The sequence below is a fragment of the Pseudoclavibacter terrae genome (assembly GCF_008831075.1).
GTDB classification, from domain to species: domain Bacteria; phylum Actinomycetota; class Actinomycetes; order Actinomycetales; family Microbacteriaceae; genus Pseudoclavibacter; species Pseudoclavibacter terrae.
The window spans coordinates 251357-268928 of record NZ_WBJX01000005.1 but is presented as its reverse complement, the minus strand read 5'-3'; the positions used below and the strand labels follow the sequence as shown (position 1 = coordinate 268928).

Genomic DNA, 17572 nt, shown 5'->3' with positions numbered 1-17572 from the left:
CGGCGCCGGGCCACGGGCTTCCGTCCCCGGCCCAGGTCGTGAGCGTCGGTCGAGGATTGGGCCGTGAGCGCGGGTCGTGCTTGTGGGCGCTAGCCGGGGGCGGCCGGGCCGTGAGCGCGGGTTGACTAGCTCGGCTGGCGGGAGTCGTAACTGGACTGCATCGGGCGCGCCCGGTACCCATCCCGCATCATGACGATGAGGGTGCCCGTCACCCCGGCCCCGGCGATGAGGGTCGCGATGATCCCGATGACGATGAGCGGGATGAGTTCCATGGGCCACCTCCGTGACGTAGGGCGAATCGTGCTGGTGAGCACATCCAATCGTCGTATTGGCCTGGCCGTCGCGGTCCACTTCCCGCATACTGGATCCATGGAGTCGACTTCTGGTTCTCGTATCTCTGCCCGCACCCTGCTGTCCTTGGCGGGTGAGCTGCGCGACGATTCGGCGGCGTACGAGGCTCTGGCCGAGCGCATCCGCCTGCTGATCGTCGACGGGCGCATTCCGGTCGGCACTCGCCTGCCGTCCGAGCGGGAGCTTGCGGTGCAGTCCGGCCGGAGCCGCACGACGATCGTGGCCGCGTATCAGTCGCTGCGCGACAGCGGGCACGTGCTGAGCCGCCAGGGGTCCGGGAGTCGTGTGACGCTCCCCCGGCTCGGTCGGCAGGACTACCGTCCGAGTGGGGAGGGTGAGAACTTCGGCGTGGACTTCGCGCGGGCGGTGCCGCCACCGGTCGAGGGTCTCGCTGAGATCATCGCGGACGCGTCGAGTTCGATGCCGCTCGCGCTGGCCGCCCCGGGTTTCGATCTCCTGGGGACGCTGTCGTTGCGGTCGGCGATCGCCGACCGGTACGCGGCGCGGGGGCTGCCCACGACGGCAGATCAGATCATCGTGACGATGGGGGCGCAGCACGCGATCTCGTTGACGGCGCACACGCTGCTCACGCGGTCGGATGTGGTGCTCGTGGAGTCGCCCACCTACCCGCACGCCTACGAGGCGATGCGGCGAGCGGGGGCGAGGCTCATCGCGACGCCGGTCACGACGGGCGGGTGGGAGATCGATCACCTGGTCGAGACGATCGAGCGCATGCGTCCGGCGCTCGCGTATCTGATCCCGGACTTCCATAATCCGACGGGGGCGTCGATGCGGCCGGAGGATCGCGTGCGCGTGACGGAGGCGGCGCGTGCGGCTGGCACGATTCTCGTCGTGGACGAGACGACCGCCGACCTGTCGATCGACCGGCCGTGGGACGACGGCCCGTTTGCTCGCCACGCGCGGGGGGCGTCCCCGTTCTCCGGTTCGGGGGTCGTGACGGTCGGGTCGCTCAGCAAGGCCGCTTGGGCGGGCCTCCGGATCGGCTGGATCCGGGCTGATGCGGCGCTGATTCGCCGGTTCGTGCAGGCGCGTCCCGCGGGTGATCTCGGGACGCCGCAGATCGAGCAGCTTCTCGCGGAGCGGATCGTGCGGGCCCTGCCAGAGCTGCTGCCGCGGCGCCGGGAGCAGATGCGCCGGCACCGGGACGCGCTGCACGAGGCGCTGAGCCTGCATCTCCCGGAGTGGCAGGTGCCTTTGCCTGATGGTGGCCTGTCGATGTGGGTGCATCTCGCGCAGTCGGCGAGCTCCGCCATGACGTCGTTGTCGGAGGCGCGAGGGTTGGCGCTGGTCGCTGGACCGAAGTTCTCGATCGATGGGAGCCTGGAGCGGTTCCTGCGGGTGCCGTTCACGGCGCCGATCGCTGATCTGGAAGCGGGCACTCGGATGCTTGCCGATGCGTGGGCGCAGCTGTCGGCGCGTGACGTCCGGTCGATGGCGGATACGCGTCTTCCTGAGATGGTGTAGTCCATGGTTCTCTTCATCAGCGACATCGACGGCACCCTGCTGAGCGCGCAGCGGACGCTCTCTCCCAGAACGATCGAGGCGATCGCGGCAGTTCGGGCCGCTGGCCACCGCTTCGTGCTCTGTTCGTCGCGGCCCCCGGAGTCGATGCGGGTGCTCGAGCGCCTGTACGGCGGTATCGGCTCCCCCCTGGTGGCGTTCAACGGCGGCTTGGTGCTTTCCGGGAGCGGTGAGGTGCAGCACAATGTGCCGATCTCGCCCGCGGATGCGCGGTTCGTCGCCGAGCACTGCGAGGCGTCCGGCTTGCATGCGAGCTTCTTCGCCGGTGAGCACTGGTACGCCTGGGGCGAGGATGAGTGGACCGAGCGGGAGCGCACGCACACATGGGTGCGACCGGAGGCCGCTTCGGCGTTGGAGTTCGTCGCGTCTGGGCAGGTGGACGCGACTCCTCCGCACAAGATCATGTGCATGGGCGATCCTGCGCTGGTGGATGCGCTCGAGGTGGCGCTTGGTGCGCATTCCGGTGTTGTGAGCTACCGGTCGAAGGACACTTACTTGGAGATCGCGAGCGCGGACTGCTCGAAGGGCACGGGCCTGCTCGCGGTTGCGCAGCAGCTGGGCGTTGGTCGTGAAGACCTGTACTACTTCGGCGACAACTACAACGACCTGCCGGCGTTCGAGGTGGTCGGCCACCCGATCGCGGTCGCGAACGCGCGCGCTGAGGCGCTCGCGGTGGTCGAGTCGGTGATTCCGAGCAACACTGATGATGGGGTTGCGGTCTTCCTGGAGGAGTGGCTCGCGGGGGCGCGGATTGACGCGGCGCGACCAGTCCACTGACCCCCGAGTGGACCGCGACACGCCCGGGCGGATGCGATTGGATATGCAATATCCGGCACCCGCCGGCAGATCACGGAGGTGGACCCATGGAACTTCTTGGTATTGGTATCGGGGTTGTGGCGGTTGTCGCCTTCGCCGCTGAGACTGTTCGCGCTGTCCGCAAGGACGGCTATGCGCAGCGCCCCACGCGCTTCGGCTACAACACTCGTCAGCCGCAGCTCTAGTCGCGCTGCTGCATCCCGCTCCGTGTGAGCGGAGTTGGACAGCAACCGGTGCCGCCCTGGTCTTCGTGATCTCGGCGGCACTTTCGCGTTGCCGCGCCGACTGTCTGATCTCCCGCACCAAGCCCGAAGAGACCCGAGCCTGCCCAGCGGGCGGCTTCAGGGGCTTCGGTTGTTCCGGGTCTTCGGTCGCTCCAGGTCTTCGGTCGCTCCGGGCCTTCGCTCGTTCCGGGCCTTCGCTCGTTCCGGGCCTTCGCTCGTTCCGGGCCTTCGCTCGTTCCGGGCCTTCGTTCGTTCCGGGTCTTCGTTCGTTCCGGGTCTTCGGTTGTTGAGGGTCATCGCGTGGCGCGGGGCTTCGCGTACTGAGGGTCATCGCGTGGCGCGGGGCTTCGCGTACTGAGGGTCATCGCGTGCGGGGCTTCGCGTGCTGAGGGCTTTCGCGTGCTGAGGGTTTTCGATTGTTGAGGGGCCTCGCTTGTTTAGGGTCTTCGGTTGATCTGTGGGCGCGCGGCTTGGGTGGTGGCGGTGGTGTTGGTGGTGTTGGTGGTGGTGTAGCCGCGGCGGCGGGTGGTTCGTCGTGGGGCGTGGTGTCCGAGGGCGGGGACGACGTGCCAGCGCCCGCTGCTGCTTTGGGTGAGGGCGAGCCGTCCGCGGTGGACTTCGTGGTGGTGGAAGGAGCACAGCAGGATGCCGTGTCTCGCGTCGGTGGGTCCGCCTTCGCTCCAGGGCGTGGCGTGGTGCACTTCGCACCAGCGCACGGGTGCGCTGCAGCCGGGCGCCCGGCATTGCCGGTCTCGGACGGCGATGGCGCGTCGTTGGGCGGTGGTGAAGAGACGTTGTTTGCGGCCGAGGTCAAGGATCTCCCCGGTTGAGCTGTCGCGGGTCGCGACGCGGATGAACCCGTCGCACATCAGCTGCGCCGCGACGCTCGACGGGACTGGTTCGCCGGTGCGCTCCAGGTGCGGGACCTCGTCGGGACGTTCCGCGGTTCCGGCGATGCCGGCCGTGGTGGTCACGATGATGACGGTGGGCGCTTCACCGCCGGTGCGGGGCGCGTCGGGGGATTCGGCGTAGGCGCGGACGACCATCGTGAGCGCGTCGATGCGCTGCTGCTCGATCGACCGGGGGTCTACCGACGGAACCTCAGCGTCCCCGTCAGCGTCCCCGTCCCCGTTCCCCTCTTGGCCTCGGCGTCCGCCTGCGGTTCCCACTCCAGCTCGTCCACGGCCGTCGCTGTCTCCGAGCGCGTTGATTGCGCCGCCGAAGCTGTGGCCGCCACTGTCGGCAACTGACGGGAAGCCATCGGCACCAAGGGCCGGGGCGAGGGGTTCCCCGCACTCGGACGCCGCCGGGAACTCCACCTTGCGTCGGGGTGAGAGCAGCGCGTCGAACACCGACAGCAGCTGCTCGCCCTGCTCGGGCGTCGCCACGAACTTCCCGGCGACCGCGCCGTCGCTGCGGCGAGAGATCCACAGGCCTCGCTCCTCCGCGATCTTGTCGGCCCGCGGCTCGTCACCATCCGGGTCCAAATACGACACCCACGTCGCCGCCTGCACCTCCAGCACCTTCGGCACCGCCGGCTGCTCGTCCTCCGGATTCACCCCGCACGCTGACGCGACCAGCTCCACCTCGGCCCGCTCGAGCTCGTCGACGTCCACGCGGTTCCCGGTGTGATCCAGGCCCTTCGTGATCGCGGACGCCTGCGCGATCGACATGACCGCCGACCCCACCGCCCGAGACACGGCCGGATACCTCGCCGGGATCGTCTCGCCCGTGACGCTCATCCGCTCCCGCGTCGCCGCCGCCACCCGCACCAGCGTCGACGCCTCGAACGGCCGCACCGCGAGCACCTGCTCCACCATCGCCGTCAGGTTCCGGAACCCCGACTTCCGCGCCACCGACTCCGCCCGCGGCGACTCATCCTCCCGCCGCAGCAACTCGCCAGCGACCTCCACCAACGCCGCATCCAGAACCCGCCGACGAGCCGCCAACTCCCGGAGCGCGACCACGACCTCCCCACCCGGAAGACCCGCCAGCTGACACCGCGCCTCGAGCAGCGCATCCACCACCGCCGTCTCCACTGACGACTGACGACGCGCCTCCTGCTCCGACTCCGATGCCACGATAACCTCCCCCAAGATCACCACCAGCCTAGCACTGGACCGGGTCAAGAACCAGGTCTTGACCAGGGATTGTGGAAAAACATCGAAACTAGTTTCTATCACCGTCGCGCTCGCAAAGATCCCCTGATCGCCAGAGTGATTCCGTCGGAGACCCGGTGATCGCGGTTCCTCCACAAGCCCTCCGACCGCGCGCGACCTACGCTGACAGGATGACCTTCACGCCACGCATCGTCGCCCACGAGTCGCTCACGCGTGCCGACCTCGCGGCCCTGCGGTCGCTCTTCGATCGCGAGTACTTTGACGAACACGGGACGTGGGATCCCGACCACCCATACGGCTACTCGCCTGCTTCCATGCACGCCATCGTCGACGATGCCGCCGGGACTGTCGTGGCACACGTCGGATTCCAGCCCCGAGAGATCACGGTCGGCGATTCCAGCACCGGTCGCGGGCACGGGAGGAGTCCTCGTCGACGCCCGATTTCGCGGCCGAGGGCTGGGCGACCTGGCCATGTCGACCGCGCAAGCAGCCATGCGAGCGAACCAGGCCCTCGAGTACGGCTATCTCGGTTGCCGAGAGGAGGTCGTCCCGTTCTACGAGCGCACCGGCTGGCACCGCATCCGCGTGACAGAGCAGAGCGTCTCGCGCACGCCCGCGACGAGACGCACGCCCACGCCGGACGGCACGCCACCGCCGAGCGGGACTCCCGCGCCACGCGGCGCTCCCGAGACGAGCGGGACTCCCGAGACGAGCGCGACCCCCGAGACGAGCGCGACCCCCGAGACGAGCGCGACTCCCGAGACGAGCGGCGCTCCCGAGACGAGCGGCGCTCCCGAGACGAGCGGGACTCCCGCAATGAGTGGCACGCCTGCGACGAGCGGCACTCCCGAGACGGACCTCGAGCACGGCGCACCCGTGCTCATCTACCCGCTGCGAGGCGACGTCCACGCCTGGCCGCCTGGCCCGGTCGATCTGCGGGGCCGACCCTGGTGAGTGCGCGCGGACTCGAGAGCTGCTCTCCGCTGAGCGTCCACCGCGTCAGAACGTCCGGACTCCCCCAGCCAGCGGACCGTGATGACAGCACGCCCGCACTCCCTCAGCCGGCGGGGCCGTGATGGAAGCACGCTCGGGCCCCCTCAGCCTGTGGGGCCGTGACGGCACCGCGCTCGGCTGCATCCGCCGCCGCCCCGCGGCCGCTGGTTGTCAGCTCGCTAGGACGACGAGCTCGGCCCTTCGCCGGCATCCCGCGCCGCCGCCTGCGTCTCGAGTTCGCGGAGGCGCTTGAGCCGGGCCCAGGGGACGAACCCGATCCACATGACGGATGCGATGGCTGCGCCCATGATCATCGACGAGATATCCATGTCATTCACCCTACGAACTGCGTCCTCGCCAGCGCATCGGCTGCACGACGGACGTCGCCCTCGCATGCTGATGCAGCCGCGCGGTCCGAGGGCGACGCGCTGACTGCTCGAACGCGCTGACTGCTCGAACGCGGTGATCGCTCGAACGCCGTGATCGCTTGATCGCCTCACCGCCGACGTGAGCGGCTCAGCTGAGCACCGCGCGACCGCCGCACGCCCACCGCACCCAGCACGCACCGCCGGGTCGCCCTGCAGAGGACTCCGCTCATCTCGCGAACACAGCTCGGCCACCACACAACGCCGCCCGGCCAACACACGGCACCGCCCTGCCACAACACAGCCCGGCCACCACACGACCCGGGCGCCGCACCTCCCCTACTCGCCGCCCCATCGCCGGTCGCTGCGGTCGAGAAGGACGTAGACCGTGCGGATGAACGCGACGAGCGCCCCGACCCCGCACACGCCGCTGACGGCGATGGACGCCCACAGCACCACGCCGAGCGTCTCCTGGTGATCCGTGCCGACGGCGAGCTGCGTGGAGGCGAGCGTCGAGACGACGGCGCTGAGCACCCCGATGAGGAGGAACACGGTCCACCACATGAACGATGTCGCGGCGGACCCGTCTGCGGCGGACTTGAACGTGCGCTGGTGGTGCGGGCTCATGCGTCCAGTCTGCCGATCTGGTGCAGTCGATGAATCCCCGGAGACCCACGCGAGACCTGGGTCGGCGCGCAGTCGTCGCGCGCCGCCGCGTGCGAGGATGACCGCATGTCGCGCACCCCGACCGAGCTCCTGAGTCCTGCCGATCAGGAACGCCGTCGCAGCCTTCGGGTCATGAAGGCGGTCGCGTTGGGCGCCTTGCTGTTCATGGCGGTCGTGTTCGTCGTCGCGTTCGCGCTGCAGCGGGATGTGCCCGCGTTCGCGTACGTGCGCGCGGCGGCCGAGGGCGGCATGGTCGGCGCCCTCGCCGACTGGTTCGCCGTGACGGCGCTGTTCCGGCATCCCCTCGGCATCCCGATCCCGCACACGGCGATCATCCCGAAGCGGAAGGACGAGATCGGGCGGACCCTCGGCGAGTTCGTCGAGACCGAGTTCCTGCGCGGCGACGTGGTGCGCGCGAAGCTGCAGGCCACGTCGATCGCGTCTCGCCTGGGCGAGTGGATCGAGCAGCCGGAGCATGCGGAGCGCATCGCATCTGAGGCGTCGGTCATGGCGACGGGCGTGCTCGAGGCGCTCAGCGACGACGACGTGCAGGGCCTCATCGAGGGCCTCGCCCGCGAGCACCTCGTGGAGCCGCAGTGGGCGCCGCCCCTCGGCGAGTGGATGTCGCGCGTCGTCGCGACGGGCGCGCACCGGGGTGCCGTCGACCTCGCCGCCGACAGCGCCGCCGCGTGGCTGGCCGCGAACCAGAGCGCGTTCGATGGCCTCGTCTCGAAGCGCCTCCCCTCGTGGGTGCCGTCGGTCGCGACGAGGCTCGTCGACACCACGGCCTACAACGAGGCCGTGAAGTTCGTGGCCGCCGTGCGGGCCGACGATGCGCATCCGGCCCGCGCCGCCATCGACGGCTACCTCGCGCGCCTCTCCGACCAGCTGCAGCACGACCCCGAGCTCATCGCCCGCTTCGAGGGCGCGAAGGGGAACATCTTCGACAGCCCCCGCATGCGCGAGCTGGCGGCCGAGGCCTGGAACGCCGCGAAGACCGGCCTTCTGCGCTCGCTCGCCGATCCCGAGAGCACCCTTCGCACGCGCGTCACGGCGGCGCTCGTCGACATCGGCCAGCGGCTGACGACGGATGCGCAGCTGCAGCAGCGTGTGAACACGTGGGTCATCGACGCGGCCGTGTTCCTGGTCGACCGGTATCGGCATGAGATCTCGTCGATCATCTCGGACACCGTGGCGAGCTGGGATGCCGAGGAGACGAGCGAGAAGATCGAGCTCATGGTGGGCCGCGACCTGCAGTACATCCGCCTCAACGGCACGATCGTCGGAGCGCTCGCCGGGGTCACGATCTTCACGGTCGCGCACGCCTTCCTGGGCTGAGCTCGAGCTCGAGCTCGAGCTCGAGCCGACCGTGCCACCCCCGCCCCACGCCGCCCCACGCCGCCCCACGCCGCCGCCCCGCTCAGCGAAGCGGCCGAAGCGGCCTCACCGTGGCCCCGCCGACTACCCGTACAGCTGCCGGTACCGGCGCTGAGCCGCGGGGTGCAGCTCGACCGGGCTCGTGTCGATGAGGTTCGAGGCGGTCAGATACTGCACGCCGAGCGAGCCGTCCGGCACCAGCTTCGCGGCGTCCCCGATCAGCACGTCGACCAGGGCGCGGGCGACCTCGTCTGGCAGGTCGGGGCGCGCGAGCAGGTAGTTGGAGACGCCGATGGCCGGCACCGCCTCAGCGCTCCCGTAGGTGCTCGCCGGCACTGCGGTGAGCGTGTAGACACCGGGATGCTCCGCGTCGAGGGACTCGAGCGCGCTCGTGAGGTCGAGCAGATCGACTGCCGCGTCGAGGTCCTGCACCGCTGGCAGCGGCAACCCGCCCGACCAGAAGATCGCGTCGACGGTGTCGGCCTCGATCGCGGCGATTGCCTCGTCGAGGTACAGCTCGGACACCACGACGGCCCGGTCCCCCTCGAGCAGGCCGAGGGAGTCGAGCACACGCCTGGCGGTCAACGCCGCCCCGGACTGCGGGGCCCCGACCGAGACGCGCCGCCCGGCGAGGTCCTCGACGCCACCGACCGGCCCATCCCTGCGCACGAAGCACTGCAGGTAGTTCTGATACACGCGCCCGATCGCGACCTTGTTCTGGGCGTCGGTCGCGGCCGCGTCGGCGAGCACGATGGCCAGCTCGGCGTCTCGCGCCTGCAGCAGGGCCAGGTTGGCGACGCTGCCGCCGGTCGTCACGACCTCGAGCCCCGTCGTGCCGTTCCTGTCGAGTGCGTCGCGAAGCAGCTCGCCGAACTGGACGTAGGTGCCGCCCTGCTCGCCGCACGCCATGCGGATGCGCGTCGGCGCCTGCCCGAGCGAGCACCCGGCGAGGGAGAGGGTCGCGGCCGCCGCCGCACCTGCGCCGACTCCCAGCAGGAAGCCACGCCTCGTGACGCTCACCACGCGCGCACCAGACGCACTCGTGCGCGGAGCCCGCCCTCGGGCGCGCGGTCGTAGCCGACCGAGGCGCGGTTGGCCCTCGCGAGCTCCCCGACGATCGCGAGGCCGAGTCCCGTGCCCGGCTTCCCCCGATGGTCGGGTGAGCGCCAGAACCTCGTGCCGAGCTGCGCGAGCTCGTCGTCGCGGACGCCGGGCCCGTCGTCGCTGATCTCGAGGAGCGCGTGCCCGACTGCACCGTCGAAACCGTCGAATCCGTCGAAGCCGACGGACTCGCCGAATCCGTCGAAGCCGGCGGACTCGCCGAAGCTCGCAATCCCGCTCCGGGGCTCGGACACCCCGTCGTCCGCGGCGCCCCTGAACCCTCCCCGCGCAGCAGGCGGACGCGGCCCGCCGACCGGGCTCTGCCCGTGCGCCTGAGCTTGAGCCTGAGCCGACACCGACACCGACGCCGACGCCGACGCCGACACCTGCCCGGACCCGCCCCCGCGCTCGGGCCCCTTGAGCACGAACCGCATCGTGACCGTCGCCCCGTTGCCCGCGTACTTCCGCGCGTTGTCGAGGAGCGTCTCGACGATCTCCTCGAGGTCGCTCTTCCGGCATGCCACGCGCACCTCGCGCTCGTCGACGACGCGCAGCCGCATCCCCTCGTCGTGGAACCGCTCCTCGTGGGGCGCCGCGAGCATGACCGCGGACGTGACGTGCTCGCGGGCAGCCCCGTCGGCGAACCCCGTCCTCCGCCCGCTGGCCTCCGCCGTCGCGCGATGCTCCGCGTTGGCGAGCACGAGCATCCGGTCGACGACGTGCTCGAGCCGGTCCAGGTCGCCGCCGACCGCCGCCAGCTCGGCCTCGTCGGCGTCATCTCGCGGCAGGGCGTCGATGCGCAGGCGGATCGCCGCGAGCGGGTTGCGCAGCTGGTGCGACGCCTCCGCGACGAACCCGCGCTGCTGTTCGAGGGCGTCCTCGACCCCCCGCGACATGCGGGCGAACGACGACGACAGGCGCCGCAGCTCGAGCGGTCCGGTCGCCGCCGCCAGGTCCGGCTCGCGCTGCTCCGCGAGCGCGTTCGCGGCGTCGTCCAACGCGCGCACGGGGCGAAGCACCCAGCTCGTCCAGAACTGCGACGCAGCGAAGAGCAGCAGGAGCAGCAGGAGGCCCGCGAGCGCGACGAGCGCCCACCACCCCGTGATCTCGGCTTTCGCCTCCGCCTGGTCCACCTCGAGCAGCACGGCACCGGACGCCGCGCTCGAGCCGTTCGCGAAGGGCTCCGCGACGAGGTGCGTGTCGGCGCTCCACGGGTAGATGGTCGGGATGGATCGCTGGGGCACGGTGCGCGACGCGGCGAGCACGAGCGACGCGGCACGCGCATCCATGTCGACATCACCGGTCGAGGCGACGAGCGCGCCCTCGCTGTCGACGACCATGGCCGCCTCGCCGTAGACCTCGGCGAACCGCTCGAGGTAGCGGATGAGGCCGGCGGCGTCGTCGCTCGCGACGGCCGTCTCTGCACGCTGCACGATCTGGTCCATGGACGTCGCCCGCTGCAGGGTGAGCTGCTGGGTTCGGTTCACGGCGATGCCCTCGCTTGCGGGGATGATGATGGCGATCACCGTGAGCAGACCGAAGAGCATGAGGGGCAGCAGCACCTGCAGCCTCATCGGGCTGGCTTCGTCTCGAGCCGGTAGCCGAAGCCGCGGATCGTCGTGATCGCGACGGCCGGGAGCTTCTGGCGCAGCTGCGCGAGGTGCACGTCGAAGGACCGTGAGGTCGCCGCGTAGGCATCGCCCCACACCTGGTCGAGCAGCTCCTGCCTGCTGACGGCGCGGCCGACGCGCTTGGCGAGCACGGCGAGCAGCTCGAACTCGGTCGGCGTCAGCGACACCTCCTCGTCACCGACCGCGACGCGTCGTGAGAGGAGTTCGATCCGGGCCTCGCCGACGTGCACCACCTCCGGCTCGGCCGTCGGGGCTCGACGTCTGGCAACGGCGTCGATGCGGGCGAGCAGCTCGTGCATGCGCACGGGCTTCACGAGGTAGTCGTCGGCGCCGAGCCCGAGGGCGCGCACCGTCGAGCGCTCGTCGCCGCGAGCCGTGACCACGATGACGGGCACCTGGCTGACCTGGCGCAGACGCCTGAGCACCTCGAGCCCGTCCATGTCCTCGAGGCCGAGGTCGAGCAGCACGAGGTCGACGTCGCGATGCTTGAGGAGCACGTCACTGCCCCTGGCGACCTGCTGGCAGGCGTGATCGGCGCGCCCGAGCACGGCCGCGAGGGCGGCGGAGACGGACGCGTCATCCTCGGCGACGAGCACACGCATACCCCCAATGGTAGGCGCGCGCCGACGGGAGCCGCCGACACAGGCGAACGAACGGCGCCCACGTAAAGGGAATGTAAGGATCCGCCCGCCGCCCCTTGCGCACTGTCGAGAGTGGTCGAGTACACCCACACCGAGGTGGGGCCGGGGCTCCACCCCGCGGTCAGCAGCAGATCAACGACGATGGAGAAGTCAATGACGACGACACAGCAGCCGGGCAGCCTTCGCCGCTCGGTTTCCAACACCCTGAAGGGCTCGGCCGGCAACCTCGTCGAGTGGTACGACGTCTACGTCTACTCGGTCTTCGCCTCCTACTTCGAGTTCCAGTTCTTCGACTCCGAGGACAAGAACTCGCAGATCTACATCTGGGCGATCTTCGCCGTCACGTTCCTCATGCGCCCCATCGGCGCCTGGTTCTTCGGGCGCTTCGCCGACCGGCACGGGCGTCGACTCGCTCTGACCGTCTCGGTGTCGATCATGGCCGGATGCTCGTTCATCATCGCGCTCACCCCGTCGGCCGAGGTCATCGGTGCGGGGGCGGCGATCATCCTCATCATGTGCCGCCTCGTGCAGGGCTTCGCGACGGGTGGCGAGTACGGCACGAGCGCCACGTACATGTCCGAGGCCGCCATCCGCGGACGCCGCGGCTTCCTGTCGTCGTTCCACTACGTGACGCTCGTCGGCGGTCACGTGCTCGCCCAGGCCACGCTGCTCGTCATGGTGCTGGCCATGCCGACCGAGGCGATCTCCGAGTGGGGCTGGCGCATCGCCTTCGGCATCGGCGGCGTCGCAGCCATCGTCGTCTTCTACCTGCGCCGCACGATGGACGAGTCGCTCAGCGAGTCGGCCATCGAGTCGGTCAAGGACGGCACGTCTCGCTCCTCGGGCTCGATGAAGGAGCTCATCCTGCACCAGTGGCGCCCGCTCCTCCTCTGCTTCCTCATCACGATGGGTGGCACGGTCGCGTTCTACACCTACTCGGTGACGGGGCCCGGCATCGTGAAGAAGGCGTTCGCGGGCGACGACGTCGTCTCCGGCACGATCCTGAACCTCATCGCGCTCACCGTGCTCATGCTGCTGCAGCCCATCGGCGGCTGGCTGTCCGACATCGTCGGCCGCAAGACGCTCCTCGTGTTCTTCGGCGCAGGCGGCGTGCTGTACACCTGGTTCCTGCTCACGTACCTGCCGCAGCAGACCAACGAGCTCGCCGCGTTCGGCATCCTCGTCGGCGGCTTCGTGATCCTCACCGGCTACACGTCCATCAACGCCGTCGTGAAGGCCGAGCTGTTCCCGACGCACATCCGCGCCCTCGGTGTCGGCTTCGGCTACGCCATGGCGAACTCGCTGTTCGGCGGCACCGCGCCGCTCCTCTACACGGCAGCGGGCGAGGCTCAGCAGGTGCCGCTCTTCATCATCTACGTCACCATCGCCATCGCCGCCTCCCTCGTCGTCTACGTGTTCTTCCTCAACAACAAGGGCGTGAACTGGCTCGACGACGAGAAGGCCATGCGCGCCAGGGACGACGAGCGCGACGGCAAGCGCGAAGACCGCGAGGTCGCCGGCATCCGCTGACCCGCAACGGGGTCGCACCCAGACGGAGAGTGCAGGCTCGTTGCGCAACGAGCCTGCATTCTTCGTCTGGATGCACCTTCGTATGGATGCACCTTCGCATGGCCGCAGGCGGATGCACGCGGGCGGGACGGATGCCGGGGCGAGCGTGAGCGGGGCACGGGCGGGGCGCGGGTGCGCGGGTCAGATGAGCGCGGGGCGGCGCGCGCTCTCGGCTCCCCCGTCGGCGTAGATGACCTGGCCGGTCACGTAGCCGTTGTCCTCGCTGGTGAGCCACGCGAGGAGGTTCGCGACGTGGCTCGGGTCGCCCGTCAGCTGCCCCTCAGGGACTGCCTCCTCACGCCCGAGCGCGGCGCGACTCTCGCATGTCTCGAGCGCGCCCGCGGTCATGGACATGAACGCGCGCCCCGGAGCCACGACGTTCAGGGCGATGCCCTCGCCACCCCATTCCGGCTGGGTCGCGGCGCGCCTCGCCCAGCGCGAGACGGACTGCTTCGACGTGGTGAAGAGCACGGACCAGCCGAGGGGCGTCACTGCCGATGCCAGCTCGTCCGCGTAGGCGAGGGCGGCGTCCTCGTCACCCGTCTCGATGAGGTCCAGCAGCTGGCCGTCGACCTCCTCGAGCGCGACGAGCGTGGCGACGACCGCGGCACGAGGAGCATCCGATAGCGCCAGCAGGGGCCGCAGGCCCTCGAGCGTGGCGACAGCCCCGAAGTGATTCACCGAGACCGTCTCCGAGGCGGGCCGCATGCGGTCTGCGATCGCGAGCGCACCGTCGACGATGCCCCCGCTGAGCTCGGTGGCCTGAGCGATGAGCTCTGCCCGGCCCTCGGCGCTCGTGAGGTCGACGTTGATGTCGGCTCCGGCGAGGTCGACGCCGATGACTCGGTGCCCGTCCTCCCTGAGCTTCAGCGCCGCCGCCTTGCCGATGCCGGTTGCCGAGCCTGTGACGACGTACGTGCGAGTCATGGGTGAGGGTCCTTCGCGCTGGGTGAGCCTTCGCTCAGTGACAGAGGAGCCGCAGAGCTACGCGGCGGACCGTGCCCAGGAACACAGTTCAGGAAAGCCGAGGCGTGGGCGCCGAGGGTGGCTCCAGCCTAGAACTGAGGCGAGTGTCCTCCTCGAATTTAGTCCACTTCAGTAGGCCGCCGAGCAATGCTCGGAGGTTGACGACGCATCGGGACCCCGCGCGCAGGCTTCGCCGGAAGCACCCCCGTACATTGGCCGCATGACTTCTCAGAAGCCTCCCCTCCGCTTCGGATCGCAGACCGTGCTCGTCACGGGCGCGAGCTCAGGCCTCGGTGCCGAGTTCGCGCGCCAGCTCGCGTCCCGCGGCAGCGATCTCGTGCTGGTCGCCCGCCGTGAGGCGAAGCTCGCGGACCTCGCGGACGAGCTGAGAAGACGGTACGGGGTGACCGTGACGACGATCGCCGCCGATCTCGGCGAGGTGGGGGCCGCATCCACGCTCAAGTCCGAGCTCGAACGCCGAGACGTGCACGTGACGAGCCTCATCAACAACGCCGGGTTCGGGACGAGCGGGGCCTTCCATGACGAGGACCCGGAACGCGTGCGCGAGGAGATCGCGCTCAACGTGGCGGCGCTCGTCGACCTCACGCAGGTGTTCATCGGGCAGCTCCGGGAGGGTGATGGCTTCCTCGTCAACGTCGCGAGCGTCGCCGGATACCAGCCGACGCCCGGTTTCGCGGTCTACGGGGCGACGAAGGCCTTCGTGCGGAGCTTCACCGAAGCGCTGTGGGCAGAATCCGCGAGCACCGGCCTGAGGGTCCTCGCACTTTCGCCTGGGCCGACCTCGACGGAGTTCTTCGACGTCGCGGGCGAGAGCATGGGCTCGGGACTGCCGCGCATGACGGCCAGCCGCGTCGTGGCGATCACGCTGCGCGCCCTCAGGAAGAGCGACCCGGGACCGTCGGTCGTCCCCGGTCCCACCAACACGGCGCTCACGATCGCGTCGAAGTTCGCGCCTCGCAAGCTGCTGCTGCGCGGGATGAACCGCGCGTCGCGATGACGGACCGCGAAGGCCCGGCAGCGCGACGCGGGTCGAGTGCGATCAGTGGAGGAGGCGCCCGATACTCGTGAAGTGCTGGCTGTAGCCGTCGACGAGCTTCCGCGCCACTGCGACCGAATCGACGAGCGGGTGCGCGGCGAAGCCACGCCAGGCGAGCTCGCGGGAGCCGCGAGTGGCTGCTTCGATCACGAGCTGCTCGGCTGCCTTCACCTGGGTCATGAGCCCGAGCATCTCCCCTTCGACGGGGGCGATCGGCCACGGATGCACGCCGTCGGCATCGACGACGCAGCCGACCTCGACCACCGCGTCCTCAGGCAGGGCGGGGACGAGTCCGCCGTTGCGCACATTGAGGATCATGGTCGCCGGCGTTCCCGACGAGAGGGCCGCCATCAGATCGAGGGCGACGCTCTCGTAGCCGCCTCCGGCGACATCCTCGACGTCGCGCTCCTCGCCCTCTTCGCGACTCTCGGCCATATAGCTCGCCTCGCGATCGTCACGGGTGCGCGTCCAGGACTCGAACGGGTCAGTGCCGGGGTTCGCGAAGAACGCACCCTGCTGCGCGTCGAGGTACTCGCCCCTCGTGGAAGCGGCGGCGCGGATGCTCTCGTTCGCTTCGCGGGTGAAGGAGTAGTAGTAGAGGTACTCGTTGGGCAACGCGCCGAGGGCCCGCACCCAGTCGAAGCCGAGGAGACGCGCCTCCTCGATCCGCTGCAGCGAGGCGTCGGAGGCGAGCAGCTCCGGCAGGCGCTCGACCCCGTCGACCTCGAGGGAGCGCAGCCAGCCGAGGTGGTTCAGCCCGACGTAGTCGAAGGCGACCTCGGAGGATGCGCTGGCACCGGGGCGCGGCGCTCCTGCCCCCGCGACGGCCGCGGCTCGCCGCAGCAGACCGATCGGGGTGTCGCAGATGCCGACGACGCGATCGCCGAGCACGCCGCGCATGGCTTCCGTGACGATGCCTGCCGGGTTGGTGAAGTTGATGACCCACGCCTCAGGCGCGACTCGACGGATCGTCTCCGCGAGCGAGACCATGAACGGGATCGTGCGCAGCGCGTAGGCGAGCCCGCCCGGGCCGACCGTCTCCTGCCCGAGCACGCCGAGCTCGAGGGCGATGCGCTCATCCGCCACCCGACCGGCTGTGCCGCCCACGCGGACGGCGCTGAAGACGAAGTCGGCGCCCTGCAGCGCCTCCTCGAGGTCGGTCGTCACCGTGATCCTCGGCGCGAAACGACGCTCGCTCGCGATGCGCTCGACGATCACGCGGATGATCGCGAGCCGCTCGGGTGAGATGTCGTAGAGGCTCAGCTCGTCGATGCGGACGGGGGCCTCGTCGGAGGCGACCGCCTCGAACACCTGGGGAACGCGGAACCCTCCGCCTCCGATGATCGTCAGCTTCACGAGAACATCACCTCTACTTCCGCCTCACGGAGCACGGCGAGCGTCGCCGGGTCCGCTTGTCTCTCCGTCACGACACCCGTGATCTCGCTGGCCCCGCAGACCCGCAGCAGCCCGACCCCGGGAAACTTGGTCGCATCCGCGAGCACGACGGTCCGCTGCGACGACGCGATCATCGCGAGCTTGACGGGAACCTCCGTCCCGGTCGTGTCCGAGACCGTGCCGTCCGGGCGGATGCCGCTGGTGCCGAGGAAGCAGACGGTGGCCCGGATCTGCGCGAGCGCCTGCTCGGTGAGCACGCCGACCATGGAGCTGTAGTTCTTCCGGACGACCCCGCCGAGCACGATGAGCTCGACCGTGTCGTCGTCGCGCAGCGCATCGACGACGGCGAGGCTCGAGGTGATGACGGTGATGCGTCGGCCGCGCAGCTCTCTCGCGAGGTGGGCCGTGGTCGTGCCGATGTCGATGAGGACGACGTCGCCGTCGCGCACCAGCTCGGCGGCTCGGGCCGCGATGGCGCCCTTCTCGGAGCTCTGGTGCGTCGCGACCTCGGCGAAGGGAACCCGGTCGGGCTCGACGCTGCCGCCGCCTCTGACACGACGGAGCAGGCCCTCCGCGCTGAGCGCGTTGAGGTCGCGGCGCACCGTCGACGGCGAGACCCCGAACTGCACGGCCAGCTGCTCGACGGTGACCTGCCCGTCTGCGCGCAGCGACTGCAGGATGCGAGCCTGGCGGGTCGTGGTGAGCATGCGAGGCATCGTAGCAGTCACGAGCGCGCAGCATTCAAGCGCGAGTGAGCA

At 70.1% G+C, this 17572-nt stretch carries 17 protein-coding genes; 7 read left to right on the top strand and 10 right to left on the bottom strand.

Features of this window, described 5'->3' with window-relative positions:
• Positions 1-125 precede the first annotated feature (125 nt).
• Positions 126-272, bottom strand: a complete 147-nt coding sequence (locus F8O03_RS18150; RefSeq protein WP_167516604.1) for a hypothetical protein — start codon at positions 270-272, stop codon at positions 126-128.
• 97 nt (positions 273-369) lie between these two features.
• On the opposite strand from F8O03_RS18150, the gene yczR reads away from it, so the two are divergent.
• The 3 genes from yczR (at position 370) to F8O03_RS18145 (ending at position 2894) form a co-directional block, all read left to right on the top strand.
• Positions 370-1836 (top strand): MocR-like transcription factor YczR, encoded by a 1467-nt coding sequence (gene yczR / locus F8O03_RS14995; protein ID WP_151424579.1) that lies wholly within the window; start codon positions 370-372, stop codon positions 1834-1836.
• Positions 1837-1839: 3 nt separating this feature from the next.
• Complete coding sequence (locus tag F8O03_RS14990; protein ID WP_151424578.1) at positions 1840-2670, top strand: Cof-type HAD-IIB family hydrolase; 831 nt, start codon at positions 1840-1842, stop codon at positions 2668-2670.
• Between the two features lie 86 nt (positions 2671-2756).
• A complete protein-coding gene (locus F8O03_RS18145; RefSeq protein ID WP_167516603.1) occupies positions 2757-2894 on the top strand; it encodes a hypothetical protein in 138 nt (45 codons plus the stop codon).
• Positions 2895-3370: 476 nt separating this feature from the next.
• Here F8O03_RS18145 and F8O03_RS14985 read toward each other — a convergent pair whose 3' ends face one another.
• Entirely contained in the window at positions 3371-5014 is a 1644-nt protein-coding gene (locus tag F8O03_RS14985) for an HNH endonuclease signature motif containing protein (protein ID WP_167516602.1), read from the bottom strand.
• Positions 5015-5386: 372 nt separating this feature from the next.
• Here F8O03_RS14985 and F8O03_RS14980 point away from each other — a divergent pair, with 372 nt between their 5' ends.
• Complete coding sequence (locus F8O03_RS14980) at positions 5387-6007, top strand: GNAT family N-acetyltransferase (protein ID WP_151424576.1); 621 nt, start codon at positions 5387-5389, stop codon at positions 6005-6007.
• 218 nt (positions 6008-6225) lie between these two features.
• Here F8O03_RS14980 and F8O03_RS18140 read toward each other — a convergent pair whose 3' ends face one another.
• The gene (locus tag F8O03_RS18140) at positions 6226-6375 is read right to left on the bottom strand and encodes a hypothetical protein (RefSeq protein ID WP_167516601.1); all 150 of its coding nucleotides are present in this window, start codon (positions 6373-6375) and stop codon (positions 6226-6228) included.
• A 375-nt stretch (positions 6376-6750) separates the two neighbouring features.
• Entirely contained in the window at positions 6751-7038 is a 288-nt protein-coding gene (locus F8O03_RS14975) for a hypothetical protein (protein ID WP_151424575.1), read from the bottom strand.
• Between the two features lie 105 nt (positions 7039-7143).
• On the opposite strand from F8O03_RS14975, the gene F8O03_RS14970 reads away from it, so the two are divergent.
• Positions 7144-8415 (top strand): DUF445 domain-containing protein, encoded by a 1272-nt coding sequence (locus F8O03_RS14970; protein WP_151424574.1) that lies wholly within the window; start codon positions 7144-7146, stop codon positions 8413-8415.
• A gap of 123 nt (positions 8416-8538) precedes the next feature.
• Here F8O03_RS14970 and F8O03_RS14965 read toward each other — a convergent pair whose 3' ends face one another.
• The 3 genes from F8O03_RS14965 to F8O03_RS14955 are packed head-to-tail and all read right to left on the bottom strand — an operon-like array spanning position 8539 to position 11788.
• Entirely contained in the window at positions 8539-9477 is a 939-nt protein-coding gene (locus F8O03_RS14965; RefSeq protein WP_151424573.1) for a TAXI family TRAP transporter solute-binding subunit, read from the bottom strand.
• Positions 9471-11129, bottom strand: a complete 1659-nt coding sequence (locus tag F8O03_RS14960; protein ID WP_151424572.1) for a sensor histidine kinase — start codon at positions 11127-11129, stop codon at positions 9471-9473. The genes F8O03_RS14965 and F8O03_RS14960 overlap by 7 nt, the downstream gene beginning before the upstream one ends.
• Entirely contained in the window at positions 11126-11788 is a 663-nt protein-coding gene (locus F8O03_RS14955; RefSeq protein WP_151424571.1) for a response regulator transcription factor, read from the bottom strand. Before F8O03_RS14955 ends, F8O03_RS14960 begins: the two co-directional genes overlap by 4 nt.
• A 192-nt stretch (positions 11789-11980) precedes the next feature.
• Between F8O03_RS14955 and F8O03_RS14950 the strand changes: the two genes are divergently transcribed.
• Positions 11981-13357: an MFS transporter gene (locus tag F8O03_RS14950; RefSeq protein WP_244296310.1), complete on the top strand. Its 1377-nt coding sequence runs from the start codon at positions 11981-11983 to the stop codon at positions 13355-13357.
• Between the two features lie 180 nt (positions 13358-13537).
• On the opposite strand, the gene F8O03_RS14945 is transcribed toward F8O03_RS14950, so the two are convergent.
• Positions 13538-14323, bottom strand: a complete 786-nt coding sequence (locus F8O03_RS14945) for an SDR family oxidoreductase (RefSeq protein WP_151424569.1) — start codon at positions 14321-14323, stop codon at positions 13538-13540.
• A 259-nt stretch (positions 14324-14582) separates the two neighbouring features.
• On the opposite strand from F8O03_RS14945, the gene F8O03_RS14940 reads away from it, so the two are divergent.
• Positions 14583-15380: an SDR family NAD(P)-dependent oxidoreductase gene (locus tag F8O03_RS14940; RefSeq protein WP_151424568.1), complete on the top strand. Its 798-nt coding sequence runs from the start codon at positions 14583-14585 to the stop codon at positions 15378-15380.
• Positions 15381-15422: 42 nt separating this feature from the next.
• On the opposite strand, the gene F8O03_RS14935 is transcribed toward F8O03_RS14940, so the two are convergent.
• Positions 15423-16775 (bottom strand): 6-phospho-beta-glucosidase, encoded by a 1353-nt coding sequence (locus F8O03_RS14935; protein WP_151424567.1) that lies wholly within the window; start codon positions 16773-16775, stop codon positions 15423-15425.
• Positions 16772-17521 (bottom strand): DeoR/GlpR family DNA-binding transcription regulator, encoded by a 750-nt coding sequence (locus F8O03_RS14930; protein ID WP_151424566.1) that lies wholly within the window; start codon positions 17519-17521, stop codon positions 16772-16774. The genes F8O03_RS14935 and F8O03_RS14930 overlap by 4 nt, the downstream gene beginning before the upstream one ends.
• Positions 17522-17572 lie beyond the last annotated feature (51 nt).